Source organism: Chelativorans sp., assembly GCF_031180965.1.
In the GTDB taxonomy this organism is placed as follows: Bacteria; Pseudomonadota; Alphaproteobacteria; order Rhizobiales; family Rhizobiaceae; genus Chelativorans.
The window spans coordinates 1-18,485 of record NZ_JAPSLH010000012.1 but is presented as its reverse complement, the minus strand read 5'-3'; the positions used below and the strand labels follow the sequence as shown (position 1 = coordinate 18,485).

Here is an 18,485-nt window from a genome sequence, read left to right as displayed (position 1 = left end):
GGCACAGCCTCAAAGATAAAGCAGCGAGCGGCCGTTCTCGTTGAACAGATGCATCTTGGAAGGCTGAGCGGCCACAGATACGATCTCGCCTCGGGCAAATCTCTGCACGCCGGGCAGCTTCACGACGATGGGCTGCGGCGCGTTCTCGACGTCCAGATAGACATTGGTCACCTCGCCGAGCGACTCGACGATATTGACGCGGCCATCCATGAGACCGCCGCCATTGCTGGCAATGGTGAGGTCCTCCGGCCTGACGCCTAGATGCACGTCCGCTCCAGCGAGTTGGCCGGGAGAAGGGATCGGAAGGTCGGCCTTTCTCTTGCCGAGGTTGATCGTGGTGCTCTCGCCGGTCTTCTCGATCTTGGCGCGCTGCACATTCATTGCGGGCGAACCGATGAACTGCGCCACGAACAGGTTCGCTGGCCTCTCGTAGAGCTCGATCGGTGCGCCCACCTGCTCGATTCGGCCGGCCGAAAGCACGACGATCCGGTCGGCCAGCGTCATGGCTTCCACCTGGTCATGCGTGACATAGATCATCGTCGAATTCGGCATGGACTCCTTGAGCTTGGCGATCTCGATGCGAGTGGCTACGCGCAGCGCCGCGTCGAGATTGGACAAAGGCTCGTCGAAGAGAAAGACCTTCGGGTTGCGCACGATGGCGCGGCCGATCGCGACGCGCTGCCGCTGTCCGCCGGAAAGCGCCTTAGGCAGGCGGTCGAGATAGGGCGTCAGGCGAAGGATCTCGGCTGCCTCCTTCACGCGCCTGTCGATCTCCTCCCTCGGCCTTTTGGCGATGCGCATGCCGAAAGCCATGTTGTCGAAAACGCTCATATGGGGGTAGAGCGCGTAGGACTGAAACACCATGGCGATGCCCCGCTGCGACGGGGGGATGTCATTCACCCGCTCGGCGCCGATATACATATCGCCATCCGAGATGCTCTCGAGCCCGGCAATCATGCGCAGCAGCGTCGACTTTCCGCAGCCGGAGGGGCCCACGAAGACGACGAACTCTCCCGACTCGATCTCAAGGTCGATGCCGTGGATGACCTCCGTCGCCCCATAGCTCTTCCTGATGTTCTTCATCAAAACGCCGGACATCAGATTTCTCCCCCATTCGCCCGTCGAGAGCGGCAAGGACAGCGCCGCCGCTCAAACCCATGTCCTCGTCCGGTCGTTCTGCACATAGGAGTGGTCAACCTCCCTTCACCGAGCCTGCCAGCAGGCCGCGGACAAGATAGCGCTGCAGGGCAAAGAAGACGACGATCGGCACGATGATGGCCACGAAGGCCGAGGCCGAAAGAATTTCCCAGTTGCCGCCGCGCGAGCCCAGAAGCTCTCGCAGCCGGCCGGTCATGACCAGCTGCTCCTCGTTGTTCCCGAGGAAGACGGTCGCCACCAACAGGTCGTTCCAGACCCACAGGAACTGGAAGATGGCGAAGGAGGCGAGTGCGGGGAAGGAAAGCGGCAGGATGATCTTGCGGAAGATCTCGAAGTCCGAGGCCCCGTCGACACGCGCGCTTTCTAGGATCTCGCGCGGAAGACCGGCCATGTAGTTGCGCAGCAGATAGATCGCGAGCGGCAGGCCGAAGCCGGTATGAGCAAGCCAGATGCCGATGAAGGATTTCCCCACACCGATGTCGTTGTAGAGGCGCAAAAGCGGGATGAGCGCCATCTGCAGCGGCACCACGATGAGGCCGACGATGGTGGCAAGAAGCAGCGCTCGGCCGGGAAACTCCATCCAGGCAAGCGCATAGGCCGCATAGGCGGCTATCAGGATGGGGATCACCGTCGCGGGGATCGTGACCGTCAGCGTATTGATGAAGCTCTGGCCGATTCCTTCGGAGAAGAGGACGGTTTCGTAATTCTCCGTCGTGAATTTGGGTGGCTCGAGGGTCGTCACGAACAGGCGCTGGCCGCGCTCACCTTCGGGCTGCTCGGGATAGGTGATGATGTAGTCGCCGTTCTCGCCCACGGCGACGGTTTCGCCGTCGCGGGTCTCCGCCGTCACGCCGGGTGCGAACTCGGTTGGCCTCTGGATCGAGATGCCGAAGGCGCTCACGCTGCCAGAAGCTTCGCCGAAGACATTGCCGCGCAGCACCCAGCGCCCATTCTCTTCGACCGCCTCGCTCGGCGGCGCCGCGCGCGCCACGATGTTGCGCTCGGCGGGGGCAAGTGCCGTCCACCAGCCGCTGGTGACGATCTGGTCCTTGTCACGGAAGGAGGAGATCAGGATGCCGAGCGTGGGGATGGTCCAGATGGCAACGAGTACGAACACGGCGATATGGACAGCCCAGGTGAGCGCCGGTCGGGTGCCGACTACCGTGTTCATTTGGTGCCCTTCTTTGTTTCGTAGATGTTCCAGGCCATGATGGGTGCCACCATCAGCATGATCACCAGCGCGATGGTCGAGGCGCGGCCGAAGTCGAGCCCGCGGAACATCCAGTCGAACATGTAGTTGGCGAGCACCTGCGTGCCCCATTGGCCGTTGGTCATGGCGAGAACGATGTCGAACACCTTGAGGACCAGGATCGTGATCGTCGTCCACACGACGGCGATCGTGGCCCAGATCTGCGGCACCTTGATCTTGTAGAAGATCTGGAAGGGGGACGCGCCGTCGATGACGGCCGCCTCGATCGTCTCTTCCGGAATGCCCCGAAGGGCGGCCGAGAGGATCACCATGGCAAAACCCGTCTGGATCCAGATCAGCACGACCATGAGGAAGAAATTGTTCCAGAAGGGAACGGTGATCCAGGCCTGCGGATCGCCGCCAAGGCCGGTGACGATCGCGTTCAGCAGCCCGATCTGCTCCGAGCCCGCCGGGCGGTAGTCATAGATGAATTTCCAGATGACGCTGGCCCCGACAAAGGAGATCGCCATGGGCATGAAGATGAGGCTTTTTGCGATATTGCCCCAGGCGATGCGATCGGTGAGCGCCGCGGCGATCAGGCCGAAGAAGGTGGTGGCCGCCGGCACGACGATGAGCCAGAGAATGTTGTTGCGCACGCTCTCCCGGAACCCGCCGTCGCGCGCCAGCCATTCGTAGTTGCTCGTCCCTGCCCAGGTCTCGCCGCTCGGCCCGTGGAAGCTCAGCCAGATGGAATTGACCACCGGATAGGCGAGGTAGAGGCCGACCACGATCACCGCCGGCCCCAGGAAAAGCCAGGGGCGGACGGCGTTGGCCTTCGTCAGGTTGGCGGCCACATGGGCGCCCGACGCCGGATAGAGCGTATCGAGCAGCTTGTTGGAAGCCCAGAAATAGCCGAAGCAGGCCGCGACGCCCAGCACCATGACGAGCGCCGCATCAAGGAGCTTGGAATCGGGGAAGACGAAGTCGATCAGGACGTAGCCCGCCACGGCAACGGCCACGCTGGCCGCCAGGCCGGCGGCCATCACCGTGAGCGTGACGAAAGCGGTCGTTAGGGTCGAGACCAGCCGTGTTTCGCTGGCGACGGGCGCCGCGCTTGTCTGCGATAGGGCCACTTTCCTCCCCTCCCGCTGGAGCGGTTCTCTTCTCCTGCCCTGCTCGTGCCGTCGCCGGACCGAGCCGCGGCCGGATGCTGGCGTCGGGGCGGGCCGCTCGCCAATTCCTGGCCCGTCCCGGCGTCCCCGAACATCACTTCTTGATCGCGTCCCACGCCTTCTGGATCTCGTCCGCGACCTGCTTTGCCGGCTTTCCGCCGACATAGTCGACCATGCCGGTCCAGAAGGCGCCTGCGCCGATGGAGCCGGGCATCAGGTCGGAGCCATCGAAGCGGAACGTGGTCGCGCTCGTCAGGATCTCGCCCTGCTTCTTGAGCGGTTCGTTCGCATACGCGTCCGGTTTCGCCTGCTTGAAAGGCGTCAGGAAGCCAGATTGCGCCATCCACAATTCATGCGCGATGGGCGTTTTCAGGAACTCGATGAAGGCGCGTGCCGCCTCCGAATCCGCTGTGATGGCAACGATATTGCCGGAACCCAGGACCGGATTGCCGAGGTCGCGTTCGGCATAGGCGGGCATGTAGAAGAAGTCGGCGTCGACGCCCACCTCCGTGCCTTCCGGGAAGAAGCTCGGAATGAACGAAGCCTGGTGGTGGAGATAGCACTGCGGTGGCGATGCAAAGAGGCCGGCCGGGCTGTCGCGGAAGTCGGTCGAAACCACCGCCTCGGGACCGCCGGCGACGAAATCCGGATTCGTGGCGAACCAGCCGAACTCCTCGATCGCGCCGACCACGCGCTCGTCATTGAAGGGGATCTCGTTCGTCACCCACTGGTCGTAGACCTCGGGCGGCTGGGTCCGCAGCATCATGTCCTCGACCCAGTCAGTCGCCGGCCAGCCGGTAGCGCCGCCGGCGCCAAGCCCGATGCACCACGGCGTGCCGCCATCGGCGACGATCTGCTCCGTCAGCGCCTTCAGGTCCTCCAATGTCTCCGGGACCTCGTATCCGGCATCCTCCAAGTTTTCCGGCACATACCAGACGAGCGATTTCACATCGGCTTTGTAGGGAAAAGCATAGAATCCGTCGGTACCGTCCTTGCCCGTATAGGTGCCGAGATCGACCCAGGATTCGCCCGCGGCATAGTTTTCACGCACCCAGTCTGCCGTCTCCTGGCCGAGCGGCGCCAGGCGGCCCTCGGCGGCCAGATTGGCGGCAATGCCCGGCTGCGCAAAAATCGCGATGTTGGGAGGACTGCCGGCCTGCGTGTCAATGACGATCTGCTGCTCGAAGGAGTCGGAGCCCGAGAAGGACACGTCCGCCCCCGTGGCTTCCTCGAAATAGGCGATGACCGAGTTGAAGATGTCCTGTTCCTGCCCGAGCCAGTCGCCGAAAATCGTCAGCCGCTGCCCGGAAAGGTCGTGCTTGCCTTTGAAGTCTTCAAAGCTCTGCCAGGTAAACCGGTCATCCTCCCCGGGCGCGAATTTCAACTCCTGCGCCAGCGCGGTGCTAGAGCAAAGCACCAGCGCCAAAGCGCCAGCGATCTTGATTGCCTTCATTGCATCCTCCACAAGGTCCGTTCGCCCGAGTGCCCGCTCCGGTCGAGCGGTTCGGCGGTCCCGTTTCCTTCCATGTCCCCAAAGCCCGTGAAAGCTCTTCGGGTTCCTGCCTAAAATCCGGCCTCGACGGAGCCAAGTCAAGCGGGACGCGATCCGGACCGCAAAGCCCCTGTTGCAAATCGATCGCAATTGCACTAGGTTGTGCACTAGGACGGTAGATATCTGCGTTTGCCGGCATCTCCTGCAAATGATTTGCAGGAGCATGGATAGGGTGTCGGGATGGTTGACGGGTTGAGGCGTTTGTTGGTTGTGCTGGCCGGCCTCTTCGCGCTGGCGCTGCCTTCCGTCGGCGCCCCGGTGCAGGAAAGGCTCCAGGTCGTCGCCACCACCGGCATGATCGCCGATGCAGCGCGCCGGGTCGGCGGCGATCTGGTCGAGGTGCGCGGGCTGATGGGGCCGGGCGTCGATCCGCATGCCTACCGGCAGACCCGCAGCGACATTCTCGCCATGACAAAGACCGACCTCGTGCTCTGGCATGGGCTCTATCTGGAAGCCCAGATGGAGGAGTTCATGGAGATGCTGGCGGCGCGCCGCAAGGTCGTCGCGGTGGCGGAGGGCCTGCCGCGCGAGTCCCTGTTGTCGCACGATGTCTACCGCAGCCGCTATGATCCGCATGTCTGGATGGACCCGGACCTCTGGTCGCGCGTCGTGGAGGCGGTGCGCAATGCGCTGATCGCCGCCAGGCCCGAAGACGAAGCGCAGTTCCGCGCCAATGCGGAAAGGCATCTGGCCGAAATCGCGGAACTTTCGGCTTACGCGAAGAAGGTTCTCGCGTCCGTGCCGCAGGAAAGCCGCGTCCTCGTGACGGCGCATGATGCCTTCGCATATTTCGGCCGCGCCTATGGGTTCGAGGTGCTGGGCATCCAGGGCATTTCGACCCAGAGCGAGGCCGGGCTGAGCCGCGTTTCGGAACTGGTCGATATTCTCGTCGGCCGGAGGGTGGGCGCCGTCTTCGTCGAATCCTCCGTCTCCGACCGCAACATGCGCGCCCTGGTGGAGGGCGCGGCGGCGAAGGGGCAACAGGTCCGGATCGGCGGCCAGCTCTTCTCGGACGCCATGGGCCCGGACGGGACCTATGAGGGCACCTATATCGGCATGATCGACCACAATGTCACCACCATCGCCCGCGCGCTGGGAGGCGAGGCGCCGGAGCGCGGCATGCTCGGCCGCCTTTCGGCCGGCAGCTGAAGGATGGAGGCGATCATGAGCGCCGCGACGCTTGAACTTGCCAGCGACGAGGGGCGGCAGATCGCCCATCCCGCTCCCGCCGAAAGCCCGCTTGCCGTCCGCGAGCTCACCGTCTCCTATGGCGAGAAACCGGCGGTTTTCTCCGTGGACGCCACCGTGCCGGCCGGATCCATGACAGCTATCATCGGCCCCAACGGGGCCGGAAAATCCACCCTCCTCAAGGCGGCGCTCGGCATCGTGCCGCGGATTTCCGGCCGCGTGCTCGTGTTCGGACAGCCGCTGGCGCAAGCCATGCACCGCATCGCCTATGTGCCGCAGCGCGCCTCCGTCGACTGGGATTTTCCCACCCGCGTTCTCGACGTGGTGCTCATGGGGCTTTACCGCGAGCTCGGGCTGCTCGGCCTGGTGCGCCGCCAGCACCGCGAGCGGGCGCTCGCCTGTCTTGAGCGCGTCGGCATGGCGGAATTCGCAGGCCGCCAGATCGGCCAGCTCTCCGGCGGTCAGCAGCAGCGCGTCTTCCTCGCCCGAGCGCTCGCCCAGAATGCCGATCTCTACCTGCTCGACGAGCCCTTCGCCGGGGTCGATGCCGCCACGGAAAAAGCCATCATCGACGTGCTCAAGGCGCTCAAGGCGGAACAGCGCACCGTCGTCTGCGTCCACCACGACCTTGCCACCGTCACGCAGTATTTCGATCACGTGCTGCTCATCAACCTGCGCAAGATCGCCGAGGGCCCCGTCGCGACCGCCTTCACCGCCGAAAACCTGCAGAAGACCTATGGCGGGCGGCTTGCGACAGCGCATATCGACCAGTTGAAGCTGCCAACGGTCTAGGTGATGCTCAGCGCCTTCGTTGACGCACTCCTCCTTCAGGCCGGCTACAACGCGGCGCTCGTGGCGATCGGGGCCGCGCTGCTGGGCATCGCCGCCGGCAGCGGCGGCACCTTTCTCTTCCTGCGCAAGAGGGCGCTGGTGAGCGATGCGGTGGCGCACGCCACCCTGCCCGGCGTGGGCATTGCCTTCATGCTGATGGTCGCGCTGGGGGGTGACGGCCGGAACCTGCCCGTCCTTCTCCTTGGCTCCGCCCTTTCGGCTGGGATCGGCCTCCTAGCGGTGGAGTGGATCACCACGCGGACGCGGCTTGCCGAGGACACTGCAATCGGCGCCGTCCTGTCGGTATTCTTCGGCTTCGGCATCGTGCTTCTCACCATCATCCAGACCATGGCGAGCGGTTATCAGGCGGGGCTTGAAGGCTTCCTGCTCGGCTCCACAGCCGGAATGCTCTTTGCTGACGCGGTGGTGATCGCCCTGGGCGGCGCGATCTCCGTTGCCTTCATCCTCGTTCTTCGCCGGCCGATGACGCTGGTCGCCTTTGATCCCGAATTCGCCGCCGCCTCCGGCGTGAATGTGCGGCGGATGGATCTCGCCATGATGGGGCTGGTGATGGCCGTCACCGTCATCGGGCTTAAACTGGTGGGTCTCATCCTGGTTGTCGCCCTGCTCATCATCCCCCCGGTGACGGCGCGGCTCTGGACGGAGCGGACCGAGCGCGTCGTCCTCCTCTCCGGCCTGATCGGCGGCTTTTCCGGCTATGTCGGCGCCGCCCTCTCGGCCTCCGCTCCGCATTTGCCGACCGGCGCCATCATCGTGCTGGTGGGCTTTGCGCTCTTCGCCCTCTCGCTGTTGTTTGCTCCTGTGCGCGGCATCCTCGCCGCCCTCATCCGCCGCCGTGAGTTCCAGCTCCGCGTACACCGACGCCAGGGCCTGCTCGCGCTCGCCCGCAACGAGGCGATCTTTGACGGGCTCACACTCTCGGTGCTGCGGCGCGAAGGTCTGATCCGCCAGGATGCCGTCGCGACGGAGGAAGGCAGGGCCGCGGCGGCAAAGACGCTGCGCGACGAAAGCCGCTGGGCGGTCGCGCGCGAGCTCTATGAGGACGCGGCCGAGTCCGCCCGCTATGACGGCCTGGCCCCGATTGAGTCCGTTTTGACGCGCGACGCCATCGCCGAGATCGACCGGCGGCTGGGGCCGCCGGCGCCGGCTTCGTAGGAGGACAGCATGGGCGCGGACTTCGTCACCCTGAGCCTCACGCCGCTTCTCATCGGCACCCTGGCGGCGATCGCCTGCGCCCTGCCCGGCAATTTCCTGGTCCTGCGGCGGCAGGCCTTGATCGGCGACGCGATCAGCCATGTCGTCCTGCCGGGCGTCGTCGTCGCCTTCCTGATCACCGGCACTGTCTCCACCTGGCCGATGCTTCTGGGCGCCGCGGGGGCCGCGGTCGTGGCCGTGGTACTGATCGAGCTCATCAAGCGCGTCGGCCGCATCGAGCCCGGCGCGGCCATGGGTGTCACCTTCACATCGCTTTTCGCTGCCGGCGTTCTCCTGCTCGAGCAGAGCGACACGAGCGGCGTCCATCTTGATGTGGAGCACGCGCTTTATGGCAATCTGGAAAGCCTGATCTGGTTCTCGGGCGAAGGCTGGCACTCGCTGCTCGACCCGGCCGCGCTCGCCGACCTTCCGCCCGAGCTCTTCCGCATGGCAGCCGCGGCCTTGCTCATCTCGCTCCTTGTCGTACTTTTCTGGCGGCCCTTGAAGATCTCCACTTTCGACGAGGGTTTTGCCGGCGCCGTCGGCATTCCCACCACCCTCTTCAGCTTCGGCCTGGTGATCACCGCCGCCGTCGCGGCGGTGGCGGCTTTCGACGCGGTCGGCTCGATCATCGTCATCGCCATGTTCATCTGCCCGCCCGCAGCCGCGCGGCTGATGACCAACCGGCTTGAGCTCCAGGTGCTCTGGAGCGTGGCCTTCGCCGTGCTTTCGGCCGTGCTCGGCTATGTCCTGGCGGGCTATGGGCCGCTTTGGCTCGGCGGGCAGATTGCGGTCAGCGCGGCGGGCATGATCGCCACCGTCTCGGGTGTGATCCTGGCGCTGGCCTGTCTTTTCGCGCCCCACCGGGCGCGCATCGGCGCCCCGAAGGGAAGTTGAGCGGACGCCGTCGACCCCCACTCCGATCGGCTTCGCCGACCACCTCTCCCCCGCTCGACGGGGGAGGGGAAACGCCGGCCCTCAGACTCGGCGCTCTTCCTCTACCCCACAAAAGTGGGGGAGAGGTGGCCCGCGAAGCGGGCCGGAGTGGGGAGAACCGCGCCGGGGACCCGGCGCAGGGCAGCAACCCAGAGCGGGCAGCATAGGGCGCTACGCTCGCGACCCAACCCGACCTGCACCTATCCCCGCGGCTTCCATGCAAGCAGCCGCATCGCATTGGCCGTCACCAGCACGGTAGCACCGGTATCGGCTAGGATCGCCGGCCACAGGCCGGTGATGCCGGCTATCGTTGTGACGAAGAACAGCACCTTGAGCCCGATCGCGATGGCGATGTTCTGATGGATATTGGCCATGGCCCGCCGCGACAGGTCGACCATCGCGGCCACGTCGCCGACGCGGCCGTGCAGGATGGCCGCGTCCGCCGTCTCGAGCGCCACGTCGGTACCGCCGCCCATCGCGATGCCTATATCGGCGGCGGCCAGGGCCGGCGCGTCATTGATCCCGTCGCCCACCTTTCCGACCTTCAGTCCCTTGGCCCTGAGCTCGTTGACGACACGGCTCTTGTCCGCCGGCAAAAGCTCCGCCTGCACGTCAATGCCCAGCGAGCGCCCGATTGCTTCCGCCGTCCGGCGGTTGTCGCCGGTCAGCATCAGCGTGCGAATGCCCTCATCCTTCAGCCGCGCAAGGCCGGCGCGGGCGTCCGGACGTGGCTCGTCGCGCATGGCGATGGCGCCGGCGATCTTCCCGTCCGCCAGCAGCACGGATACGGTCTTTCCCTCCTCGTTAAGCGCGGCGAATTTCTGCAGCTGCTCCGGCGAAAGCGGCTGCCGCTCGCCCACGGCCTTGGGAGAACCGAGGAGCACGGACCTTCCGTCGATCACGCCCGTCACCCCCTTGCCGCCGAGGGCGGCGGTATCTTCCGCATCGGGTATCTCGATGCCTTCTTCCGCGGCACGCTCAAGGATGGAGAGGGCGAGCGGGTGGTTCGAACCGCGCTCCAGCGCCGCCGCGAGTCGCAGCACGTCGCGCTCGTTCCGGTCAAAGCCGATCACATCCGTCACTTTGGGCTTGCCTTCGGTGAGCGTGCCGGTCTTGTCGAAGGCGATCGCCTGCAGGCTGCCCGCGCCCTCGAGCACTGCGCCGCCCTTCATCAGGAGCCCGCGCCGCGCGCCCGCAGCAAGGGCTGCCGCGATTGCCGCCGGCGTGGAGATGACGAGGGCGCAGGGGCAGCCGATGAGCAGGATCGCCAACCCTTTATAGACCCACTCCGCCCAGGAGGCGCCCACCGCCAGCGGCGGCACGGTGGCCACCAGCGCGGCAAGCACCACCACGCCGGGCGTATAGTAGCGGGAGAAGCGGTTGATGAACCGCTCGGTGGGCGCCTTGCTCTCCTGAGCCTCTTCGACCAGCTTTATGACCCGCGCGATCGTGTTGTCTTCCGCCGCCGCCGTGACGCGGATGCGCAAGGTGGCGTCCCCGTTCACCGTGCCGGCAAAGACAGGGTCACCCGCCGCTTTGGTCTTCGGCACGCTCTCGCCGGTCACCGGCGCCTCATTGACGCTGCTCGTGCCGGACAGCACCTCGCCATCGGCGGCGATGCGGTCGCCGGGCCGTACCTGGATGATGTCGCCAACCGAAAGCCTTTCGGCCGGAACCTCTTCCACTGCCCCAGCTCTTTCCACACGCGCCAGCTTCGGGACGAGATCGGCGAGTCCGCGGATGCTGGCGCGCGACCGGTCCGCCGCCACGCCTTCCAGGAGTTCCCCGACGAGGAAGAGGAAGATGACTGCGCTCGCCTCCTCGACCGCGCCGATGATGACGGCGCCGACGGCGGCGATGGTCATCAGCATCTCGATGGAAAAAGGCGTGCCGGCCAGCGCCGCCGCCAGCGCGCGGCGGGCGATCGGCACGAGGCCTACCAGCAATGCGAGGCCGAAAAACCAGTTCTCGTATTGCGGCACCGCTTTGCCGGCGCCAAAAGCCACGGCAAAGGCGGCGCCGCAGGCAATGGTGAGCTGAACGGCCGGACGGCGCCACCACGCCGTGCTCCGTTCCAGCTTTGCCGACGCCGGAGCATCGGCGGCACTCCCACCGCTCTCGACTCGTTCCGCGGCTGCGGCGCTGGCTGCCCGATTGCCCGGATCGAGCGGCTCGATGCGGTAGCCAAGCCGCGTCACCTGCTTGGTGATCTCCGGCTCCAGCTCCCTTTGCGCCCCATGGTCGACGGTCATCGTGCCGCTGACCACGGACACCGAGACGTCTTCGACGCCGGGAATGCGGCGCACCGCCGAGTCGATCTTCTGCGCGCAGCCGGCGCAATCCATCCCCTCCACCTGATAGCGGCTTTTGCGTGCGGTCTGGATCGTCGTGCTCACTTCAGTGCCTCGTCGCCTTGAATGCTTCGGAGCCATACCTACTTCCTCTAGTCACTATAGGAGCAAGAAGAAAAATGAACTCACGCGCACTCACCATCGGCGAGGCTGCCCGGCAAAGCGGCGTCAAGGTACCGACGATCCGCTTTTATGAGCAGATCGGGCTCTTGCCCGCCCCACCCCGCAGCGAAGGCAACCGCCGCCAGTTCGACGGGAAGGACCTGAGCCGGCTGAGCTTCATCCGCCACGCCCGCGAGCTCGGCTTCGAGGTCGCCGATATCAGGGAGCTTCTTTCCCTGACCGAAACGCCGCAAAATTCCTGCCACGAGGCCGACAGCATTGCCGCGCGCCATCTGCGCGAGATCGAGGCGCGGATCGAAAAGCTTCAGGCGCTGCGCGGCGAATTGCAGCGCATGGTGGAGGAATGCGGCCACGGCAAGGTCTGCGAGTGCCGCGTCATCCAGATCCTCGCCGATCACGGCGAGTGCCGCAGCCCCGCCCACTAGGTTTCGCGCGCTCCCAAGAGGCTTAGCTTGGGCGCCGGCCTACCGCTCCACTGGCTTCGAGGTCGACTGGCGGATGTGCAGCTCGGGCTTGATCAGCTCCTGGACCGGGTTCACTTCGGCCCCGTTCAGCCGGTCGAGGAGCACGCGGGCGGCTCGTCGTCCCACCTCGCGCTGCCCGTTCCAGACGGTGGTCAGCGCCGGCGTGGCGATGGCCGCCTCCTCCAGATCGTCGTAACCAGTCACGGAAATATCCACGCCTGGAACGAGACCGGCCCGGGCGATGCCGTTCATCAGTCCGATGGCGACGAGGTCGTTCCAGCACACGGCCGCGGTGGGCTTGTCCTTCAACGCCAGGAAGGCGCCGGTCACCTCGAAGCCGGCCTGCTTCGTGCGCGGGCCGGGAAAGCGCCAGTCCGGCCTCACCTCCAGCCCTGCCCTTTCCATGGCCGCCACATAGCCCTGGTAGCGGTCGCGGCCTGTCGATGTCTGGTCCGTGCCGCCAATCATGGCAATGCGCGTATGGCCGAGTGAAATGAGGTGGTTCGTCGCAAGACCGATCCCATAGGCGTCGTCGCCGCGGAAGACGGGCACCGAGGCCCCTTCCACCGACCGGGCGATGAGCACCGTGGGCAGCCCGTTTTCTTCCGCCATCCGGATGTCATCCGGCGGCGTGCCGATGGCCGGCGACATGATCACGCCGTCGGCGCCGAGCTGCAGCAGCGTGTCGATGAAGGTGCGCTGCTTCTCGAGCTGGTCGTAGTGGTTGGAGAGGAGAAAGGTCTGCCGGGAACGGTCGAGCTCGCTTTCGATGGAACGCAGGATCTCGGCGAAGAAGGGGTTCATGATGTCATGCACCACGACGCCCACGATGCCGGAACGCGAGGTGCGCAGGCTGGCTGCCCGGCGGTTGTAGATATAGCCGATCGTGCGCGCATGTTCCTTGATGCGCTGCCGGGTCCCGTCGGCGACGAGCGGGCTGTCCCTGAGTGCGAGCGAAACGGTGGCGGTCGAAACGCCCAGCGCATCGGCGATGGTGGAAAGCTTGATCTTTTGCGGCAGCGTGCCCCTCCCTCGCCAAGGGCGCCCTCGCGCGGCGCTTCTTAAACTGTTTAGGCGAGGCTTATGCCACCGCTTCCGCGGCGGTCAAAGCTTTTTTGCCAGCGTCTCGCTTTCCGCGGTGGGAAGGCTGCGGTTGGCGAGCCGCAGCCGGTGCTCGCGATGGATGATGTAGAGCCCGCTCGCCACGATGACGGCCGAGCCCGCCAGGGTCCAGGCATCCGGCAGCTGATCGAAGACGAGGTAACCGAGGCCCACCATCCAGACGATCTGCAGATAGGGATAGGGCGCCAGGGCGGAGGTGGTCGCCTGGCGGAAGGCGAGGATGAGCATCCAGTGCCCGATACCGCCGAAGAGTCCGAGCGAAAGGAGCACCACCCAGTGGAGCGGTTCGGCGGGCATCGAGGCGTAGAGGGGCACGGCCGGGGCCATCAGGACGACCGGCCCGAGGGCGGAGTAGAAGATCAGGCTCTCGGCCGTCTCGCGCGCCCCCATGCGGCGCGTGAGGATGACGTAAAAGCAGTAGCAGGTCATCGAGCCTACGGCAAAGAGATGGCCCAGGCCGAATTCGCCGAAGCCCGGCCGGGTGACGATCAGCACGCCAACAAAGCCGACGACGATGGCCGACCAGCGCCGCCATCCGGCCCATTCGCCGAGCAGGGGACCGGCAAGCGCGGTGATCAGCATCGGCGCGAAGAAGCCGATGGAGACCGTCTCGGCAAGCTGCAGCGTCTTCAGCGCAAGGAAGTTGAAAAAGGTCGAGCCGAAGAGGAAGCCGCTGCGCAGGAGCTGCCAGGGCAGGCTCTTCACCGAGAACACGGCACGGTTGCTCCAGGCGCGCAGGAGAAGCAGCACCAGCGCCAGATGGACGGCAAAGCGCATCCAGGCGACGAAGGGCGCCGCAAGCCCGTTCAGGACGAGGAACTTGGCGCCGGTATCGAGCAGCGAGAACAGAACGCCCGAGCCGAAGATCAGCGCGATCGCCGCGGCCGGTGCCGCCGTATCGCCTGCGTAGGATGGAGCGTCCGCCTTCATCGGGCCGGGTATTTGTCGGGTGGGAGCATCGCCGATGGCCATACGCCTTTGCGGCGGGAAGGCAACCGGGACGGGGTGCGACCAAATATGTCCCGGCGCGAGGAGGACGGCAGGCGGGCGTTTGTCAGGCTTCTTCCTCCAGCTCCTCTTCCTCCTCGATGACCGGCGCTCCCTTGCGGGACAGATTGGCCTCGATGCGCGCGAGAAGCTTGACGAGGGCCTTCTGGTCCTTCTTGTCGAGGCTCTTCAGCGCCTGCTTTTCCGTCTTGCGCACGGAACGCTCGATGGCGCGGATGAGCTCCGCGCCGCTTTCGGTAAGATACACATGCGCCCGCCGGGCATCCGTGTCCGACGCCCGCTTCTCCAGGAAGCCCTGGGCCGCCAGCCGGTTGATCGTCTTCGTGATCGTCGGCGGGCGCACGCCGAGCTTCTCGGCGAGCTGGCCCGGCGTCAGCCCGTTTTCCTGGTCGAGCGCCAGCATGATCTTGTCCTGCCCGGCATAGAGGCCCTGGTCGAAAAGCCTTTCGGCGAGCGCCGTGCGCGACAGACGCGCCGCCGATTGCAACTGGCCGATAATGGAGCCCCTGGATATCCGCGACATGCTACTCATCCTCTGCGCGCCGGACGCTCTGCCAGGCGGCGATGCAGGCCCAACAAAGATAGTTCGGCCCGCGCCCCTGGCAATGGTGAGCCGGCTTGCCCCGGATGGAGCCGCAAGCTAGCTTTCCGCCGCCGGCTATCCTTTGCGGGCTAATGCCAAACCGGCGTATCAAACATGTGACAATGGGAGAGGCGCCGTGGCCGACCGCGAAAGAATCGCCCTTCTGCCGCTCGGCGCGACGGAGCAGCACGGGCCGCACCTGCCGCCCGAAACGGACTGGATGATTGCCGCGGCCATCGCCGAGCGGGCGAGTGAGCGCGTCCGTGACACCATCGCGCTCGACCTCCTGCCGGTCGAGAAAGTCGGCTATTCGATCGAGCATTCGGACGATCCGCGCACGGTCTCCCTGAGCTTCGAGGAGGCGGCAAGGCGGTGGATCGGCATCGGCGAGAGGCTGAGCCGCAAGCGCATCCGCAAGCTGGTGCTGCTCAATGCGCATGGCGGCAACTCGCCCCTGACGACGATCGCGGCGACCGAGCTGCGCGCGCGCCACGGGATGCTCGCGGTCGCGACCAGCTGGACGCGCTTCGGCATACCCCCCGGGCTCGTCGGGGAGGAGGAGCGGGCGCTCGGCATCCATGGCGGCTTCGTGGAAACATCCGTGATGCTCGCGCTCGCCCCCGAACTCGTGGACATGCGGGCGGCGCGCCATTTCCCCTCGGCCCAGGAGGGGTTTGCGCGCGAGTTCACGCATCTGCGCGCCTATGGTCCGCACGCCTTCGGCTGGATGATGCGCGATCTTTCGCCAGAAGGCGTGGTCGGCAATGCGGCCGCAGCCACCGCGGAAGCCGGCGAAAGACTTCTCGATCACGCCGTTTGCGGCCTGGTCGAGCTGCTCGCCGATGTCGAACGCTTCGACCTGGCGCTTCTGAAGTAGCCTCTCGCGACCTTCACGACGCCTCGTGCAAAAGCGCGCGCAGGCTCTTATATGGACGTCAACGACCATCTTCGCCCCGCGGGAAAATCCATGTCCGAACAGACTTCGCAAATCCCGGTCACCGTGCTGACCGGCTATCTCGGCTCCGGCAAGACCACGCTGCTCAACCGCATCCTCTCGGAGGACCATGGCAAGCGCTATGCCGTCATCGTCAACGAATTCGGCGAGATCGGCATCGACAATGATCTCATCGTCGAGTCCGACGAGGAGATCTACGAGATGAACAATGGCTGCGTCTGCTGCACGGTGCGCGGCGACCTGGTGCGCGTGGTGGAAGGCCTTACCCGCCGCCCGGGCCGGTTCGACGCCATCATCGTGGAGACGACCGGCCTTGCCGACCCCGCTCCCGTCGCGCAGACCTTCTTCATGGACGAGGATGTGCGCGCCAAGACCAAGCTCGACGCGGTGGTGGCGCTGGTCGATGCCAAGCATCTGCCCCTGCGGCTGAAGGACAGCCGCGAGGCCGCCGACCAGATCGCCTTTGCCGATGTGGTCGTGCTCAATAAGACGGACCTCGTCACGCCGGAGGAACTGGCCTCGGTGGAGGCCGCCGTCCGCGCCATCAACCCCTCCGCGCGCATCCACAAGACCCAGCGCGCAGGCGTCGCTCTCACCGACGTGCTCGACCGCGGCGCCTTCGACCTGCAGCGTGCGCTGGAGAACGACCCGCATTTCCTCGACCATGAGGATCATCACCATCACGATCATGACCACGATCACGAGCATGATCATGAACACCACCATCATCACCATCATCATGGGGAGCTCTCGCTGATCCATGATGTGGGCGTGACCTCGATATCGCTGCGGGCCGGCGAGATGGATCCCAAGAAATTCTTCCCCTGGATCCAGAAGACCACCCAGATGGACGGGCCGAACATCCTGAGGCTCAAGGGCATCATCGCCCTTGCGGGCGATCCCGACCGCTATGTGGTGCAGGGCGTCCACATGATCGTCGAAGGCGATCATCAGCGCCCGTGGAAGGAAGGCGAGAAGCGCGAAAGCCGGCTCGTCTTCATCGGCCGCGAACTCGACACGGAGCGCCTGAAGCGCACCTTCGAGGCGTGTCAGGCTTAGGCTGGCGGGACCGCATGCTTTTGCTCCACATCTCGTAAGCCTGACATGCCCACAGTCGCTCCGCTCGATCTCTCCGCCCATTGCATCGCCACGGCCTGGCTGAACGACATTCCCCATTTCGCCCTGGCGGACGGGGTCGTCCATCGGCTGGACAACGGGCACAAATGGGCGGAGCTGCATGACGGGCTGCTCGCCGCCGCGCCGATGCGCGACGGCGCAAGGCTGCTGACGGGCGGCGAGGACGGCAAGGTCTTCGCCCTTTCGGCGGACGGCTCCGCCACCCTGCTCGCGGAGATCGGCCGCAAGTGGGTAACGAGCCTTGCCGGCGGTCCGCAGGACGCGGTGGCTTTTGCCAGCGGCAGGACCGCCTATGTGCGTTTCGCCGATGGCAGGATACGCGAGCTTCAGCATCCCCGCTCTGTCGAGGGGCTGGCCTTCGCGCCGAAGGGCATGCGGCTCGGTGTGGCCCGCTACAATGGCGCGACACTGCATTTTCCGGCCACCGAGGGAAAGCCGGCCGAGCTTGAATGGGCGGGCGCCCATACGGGCATCACCTTCTCGCCGGACGGCAATTTCCTCGTCACCACCATGCAGGAGAACGCGCTGCATGGGTGGAAGCTTGCCGACGGCAAGCATATGCGCATGACCGGCTATCCCGCCAAGGTGAAGAGCTTCTCCTGGAGCGCAAAGGGCCGCTGGCTCGCCACATCCGGCGCGCCGGCCGCCATCGTCTGGCCGTTCCAGGGCAAGGACGGGCCTATGGGCAAGGCACCGCTGGAGCTCGGCACCCGCGGTAGTGTGATGGTTACGCAGGTCTGCTGCCATCCGGCCGAGGACATCGTCGCGATCGGCTATCTGGATGGCATGATCCTGGCCGTGCGCTTCGCCGATGCGAAGGAGGTGCTGCTGCGCCGGCCTGGCAAGGGCGCGATCACCGCCATGAGCTGGGACGGTGTGGGCCGCCGCCTCGCTTTCGGTTCGGAGGCCGGCGACTGCGGGGTCGTGGACATCTCGGCATAGTCTGGGTTCCCTCCCCTCCCCCTTTGTGGGGGGTGATAGCCGCTTTGCACCAGCGCCTGTGGCAATCTCCAGCGTTGGCGACTTCCGGCAAGGCCGATGCCGGCGTTATCTCCCCCTTGGCGGGGGGTGAGCGGCCGGTTCGCCGAAGGCGAATTCATCGTGCCGGTGGCACGATGGAAAGGCCCGCGAACGCCGGGACGCTGCGAAGCAGCGGGGACCCGGCCGGAAAGCGTTTTCCTGCGCTTGCGAGCGGGCTTGTCCCCGAGCAAGTGCTTGGAAAACGCAAGAGAGGGGGGCCCGTGCCGGCAGGCAATTCGGGAACCGCTTGGCGTGGATGGATTCCGCCGGCCAAAATTTTTCTTCGCAGCTAAACCTCTGTTCTAATTCACTCCGGCACGCCGCCGAAAAAATATCTGCGTTTCTTTATCCCCGTCCCCGGCAGCCCTCTTACAATCCGTCCCATCGCTCTTGCGGGAACCGGATGCGCACCGGGTGTTCGGGAGAGCGGCGGCAACCTCCCCCTCCAGGGATCGGTACCTGGAGGCATGCTGAGGGCCCG

General features: G+C 65.7%; 16 protein-coding genes. 8 read left to right on the top strand and 8 right to left on the bottom strand.

Annotated features, from left to right (window positions below; genetic code table 11):
• Positions 1-9 precede the first annotated feature (9 nt).
• From RIN79_RS11060 to RIN79_RS11045, 4 genes are all read right to left on the bottom strand, one after another.
• On the bottom strand, positions 10-1,098 hold the full coding sequence (locus tag RIN79_RS11060; protein WP_309084711.1) for a sn-glycerol-3-phosphate ABC transporter ATP-binding protein UgpC: 1,089 nt from the start codon (positions 1,096-1,098) through the stop codon (positions 10-12).
• Between the two features lie 94 nt (positions 1,099-1,192).
• Complete coding sequence (locus tag RIN79_RS11055; protein WP_309084710.1) at positions 1,193-2,329, bottom strand: carbohydrate ABC transporter permease; 1,137 nt, start codon at positions 2,327-2,329, stop codon at positions 1,193-1,195.
• A complete protein-coding gene (locus RIN79_RS11050) occupies positions 2,326-3,288 on the bottom strand; it encodes a sugar ABC transporter permease (protein WP_309084816.1) in 963 nt (320 codons plus the stop codon). Before RIN79_RS11050 ends, RIN79_RS11055 begins: the two co-directional genes overlap by 4 nt.
• Before the next feature lie 325 nt (positions 3,289-3,613).
• Positions 3,614-4,972 carry an ABC transporter substrate-binding protein gene (locus RIN79_RS11045; RefSeq protein ID WP_309084709.1) on the bottom strand — a complete coding sequence of 453 codons (1,359 nt, stop codon included), beginning with the start codon at positions 4,970-4,972 and terminating at the stop codon, positions 3,614-3,616.
• A gap of 309 nt (positions 4,973-5,281) precedes the next feature.
• Between RIN79_RS11045 and RIN79_RS11040 the strand changes: the two genes are divergently transcribed.
• Genes RIN79_RS11040 through RIN79_RS11025 form a run of 4 tightly spaced genes read left to right on the top strand, consistent with a single transcriptional unit; the run spans position 5,282 to position 9,202 of the window.
• A complete protein-coding gene (locus tag RIN79_RS11040; RefSeq protein ID WP_309084815.1) occupies positions 5,282-6,220 on the top strand; it encodes a metal ABC transporter solute-binding protein, Zn/Mn family in 939 nt (312 codons plus the stop codon).
• 15 nt (positions 6,221-6,235) lie between these two features.
• Positions 6,236-7,051: a metal ABC transporter ATP-binding protein gene (locus tag RIN79_RS11035; RefSeq protein WP_309084708.1), complete on the top strand. Its 816-nt coding sequence runs from the start codon at positions 6,236-6,238 to the stop codon at positions 7,049-7,051.
• Between the two features lie 3 nt (positions 7,052-7,054).
• A complete protein-coding gene (locus RIN79_RS11030) occupies positions 7,055-8,266 on the top strand; it encodes a metal ABC transporter permease (protein ID WP_309084707.1) in 1,212 nt (403 codons plus the stop codon).
• Between the two features lie 9 nt (positions 8,267-8,275).
• Positions 8,276-9,202, top strand: coding sequence for a metal ABC transporter permease (locus RIN79_RS11025; RefSeq protein ID WP_309084706.1), 927 nt, complete (start codon positions 8,276-8,278; stop codon positions 9,200-9,202).
• A 239-nt stretch (positions 9,203-9,441) separates the two neighbouring features.
• Here the strand turns inward: RIN79_RS11025 and RIN79_RS11020 are convergent, their stop codons facing one another.
• The gene (locus RIN79_RS11020; RefSeq protein ID WP_375165921.1) at positions 9,442-11,586 is read right to left on the bottom strand and encodes a heavy metal translocating P-type ATPase; all 2,145 of its coding nucleotides are present in this window, start codon (positions 11,584-11,586) and stop codon (positions 9,442-9,444) included.
• Between the two features lie 125 nt (positions 11,587-11,711).
• Here RIN79_RS11020 and RIN79_RS11015 point away from each other — a divergent pair, with 125 nt between their 5' ends.
• Positions 11,712-12,140 carry a helix-turn-helix domain-containing protein gene (locus RIN79_RS11015; RefSeq protein ID WP_309084704.1) on the top strand — a complete coding sequence of 143 codons (429 nt, stop codon included), beginning with the start codon at positions 11,712-11,714 and terminating at the stop codon, positions 12,138-12,140.
• Positions 12,141-12,179: 39 nt separating this feature from the next.
• On the opposite strand, the gene RIN79_RS11010 is transcribed toward RIN79_RS11015, so the two are convergent.
• From RIN79_RS11010 to RIN79_RS11000, 3 genes are all read right to left on the bottom strand, one after another.
• A complete protein-coding gene (locus RIN79_RS11010; RefSeq protein WP_309084814.1) occupies positions 12,180-13,199 on the bottom strand; it encodes a LacI family DNA-binding transcriptional regulator in 1,020 nt (339 codons plus the stop codon).
• A gap of 84 nt (positions 13,200-13,283) precedes the next feature.
• A complete protein-coding gene (locus RIN79_RS11005; RefSeq protein WP_309084813.1) occupies positions 13,284-14,231 on the bottom strand; it encodes a DMT family transporter in 948 nt (315 codons plus the stop codon).
• Positions 14,232-14,355: 124 nt separating this feature from the next.
• Positions 14,356-14,832, bottom strand: coding sequence for a MarR family transcriptional regulator (locus RIN79_RS11000; protein ID WP_309084703.1), 477 nt, complete (start codon positions 14,830-14,832; stop codon positions 14,356-14,358).
• 196 nt (positions 14,833-15,028) lie between these two features.
• Between RIN79_RS11000 and RIN79_RS10995 the strand changes: the two genes are divergently transcribed.
• The 3 genes from RIN79_RS10995 (at position 15,029) to RIN79_RS10985 (ending at position 17,926) form a co-directional block, all read left to right on the top strand.
• Positions 15,029-15,769 (top strand): creatininase family protein, encoded by a 741-nt coding sequence (locus RIN79_RS10995; protein WP_309084702.1) that lies wholly within the window; start codon positions 15,029-15,031, stop codon positions 15,767-15,769.
• A gap of 90 nt (positions 15,770-15,859) precedes the next feature.
• Positions 15,860-16,906: a GTP-binding protein gene (locus RIN79_RS10990; protein ID WP_309084701.1), complete on the top strand. Its 1,047-nt coding sequence runs from the start codon at positions 15,860-15,862 to the stop codon at positions 16,904-16,906.
• Between the two features lie 45 nt (positions 16,907-16,951).
• Entirely contained in the window at positions 16,952-17,926 is a 975-nt protein-coding gene (locus tag RIN79_RS10985) for a WD40 repeat domain-containing protein (protein ID WP_309084700.1), read from the top strand.
• Positions 17,927-18,485 lie beyond the last annotated feature (559 nt).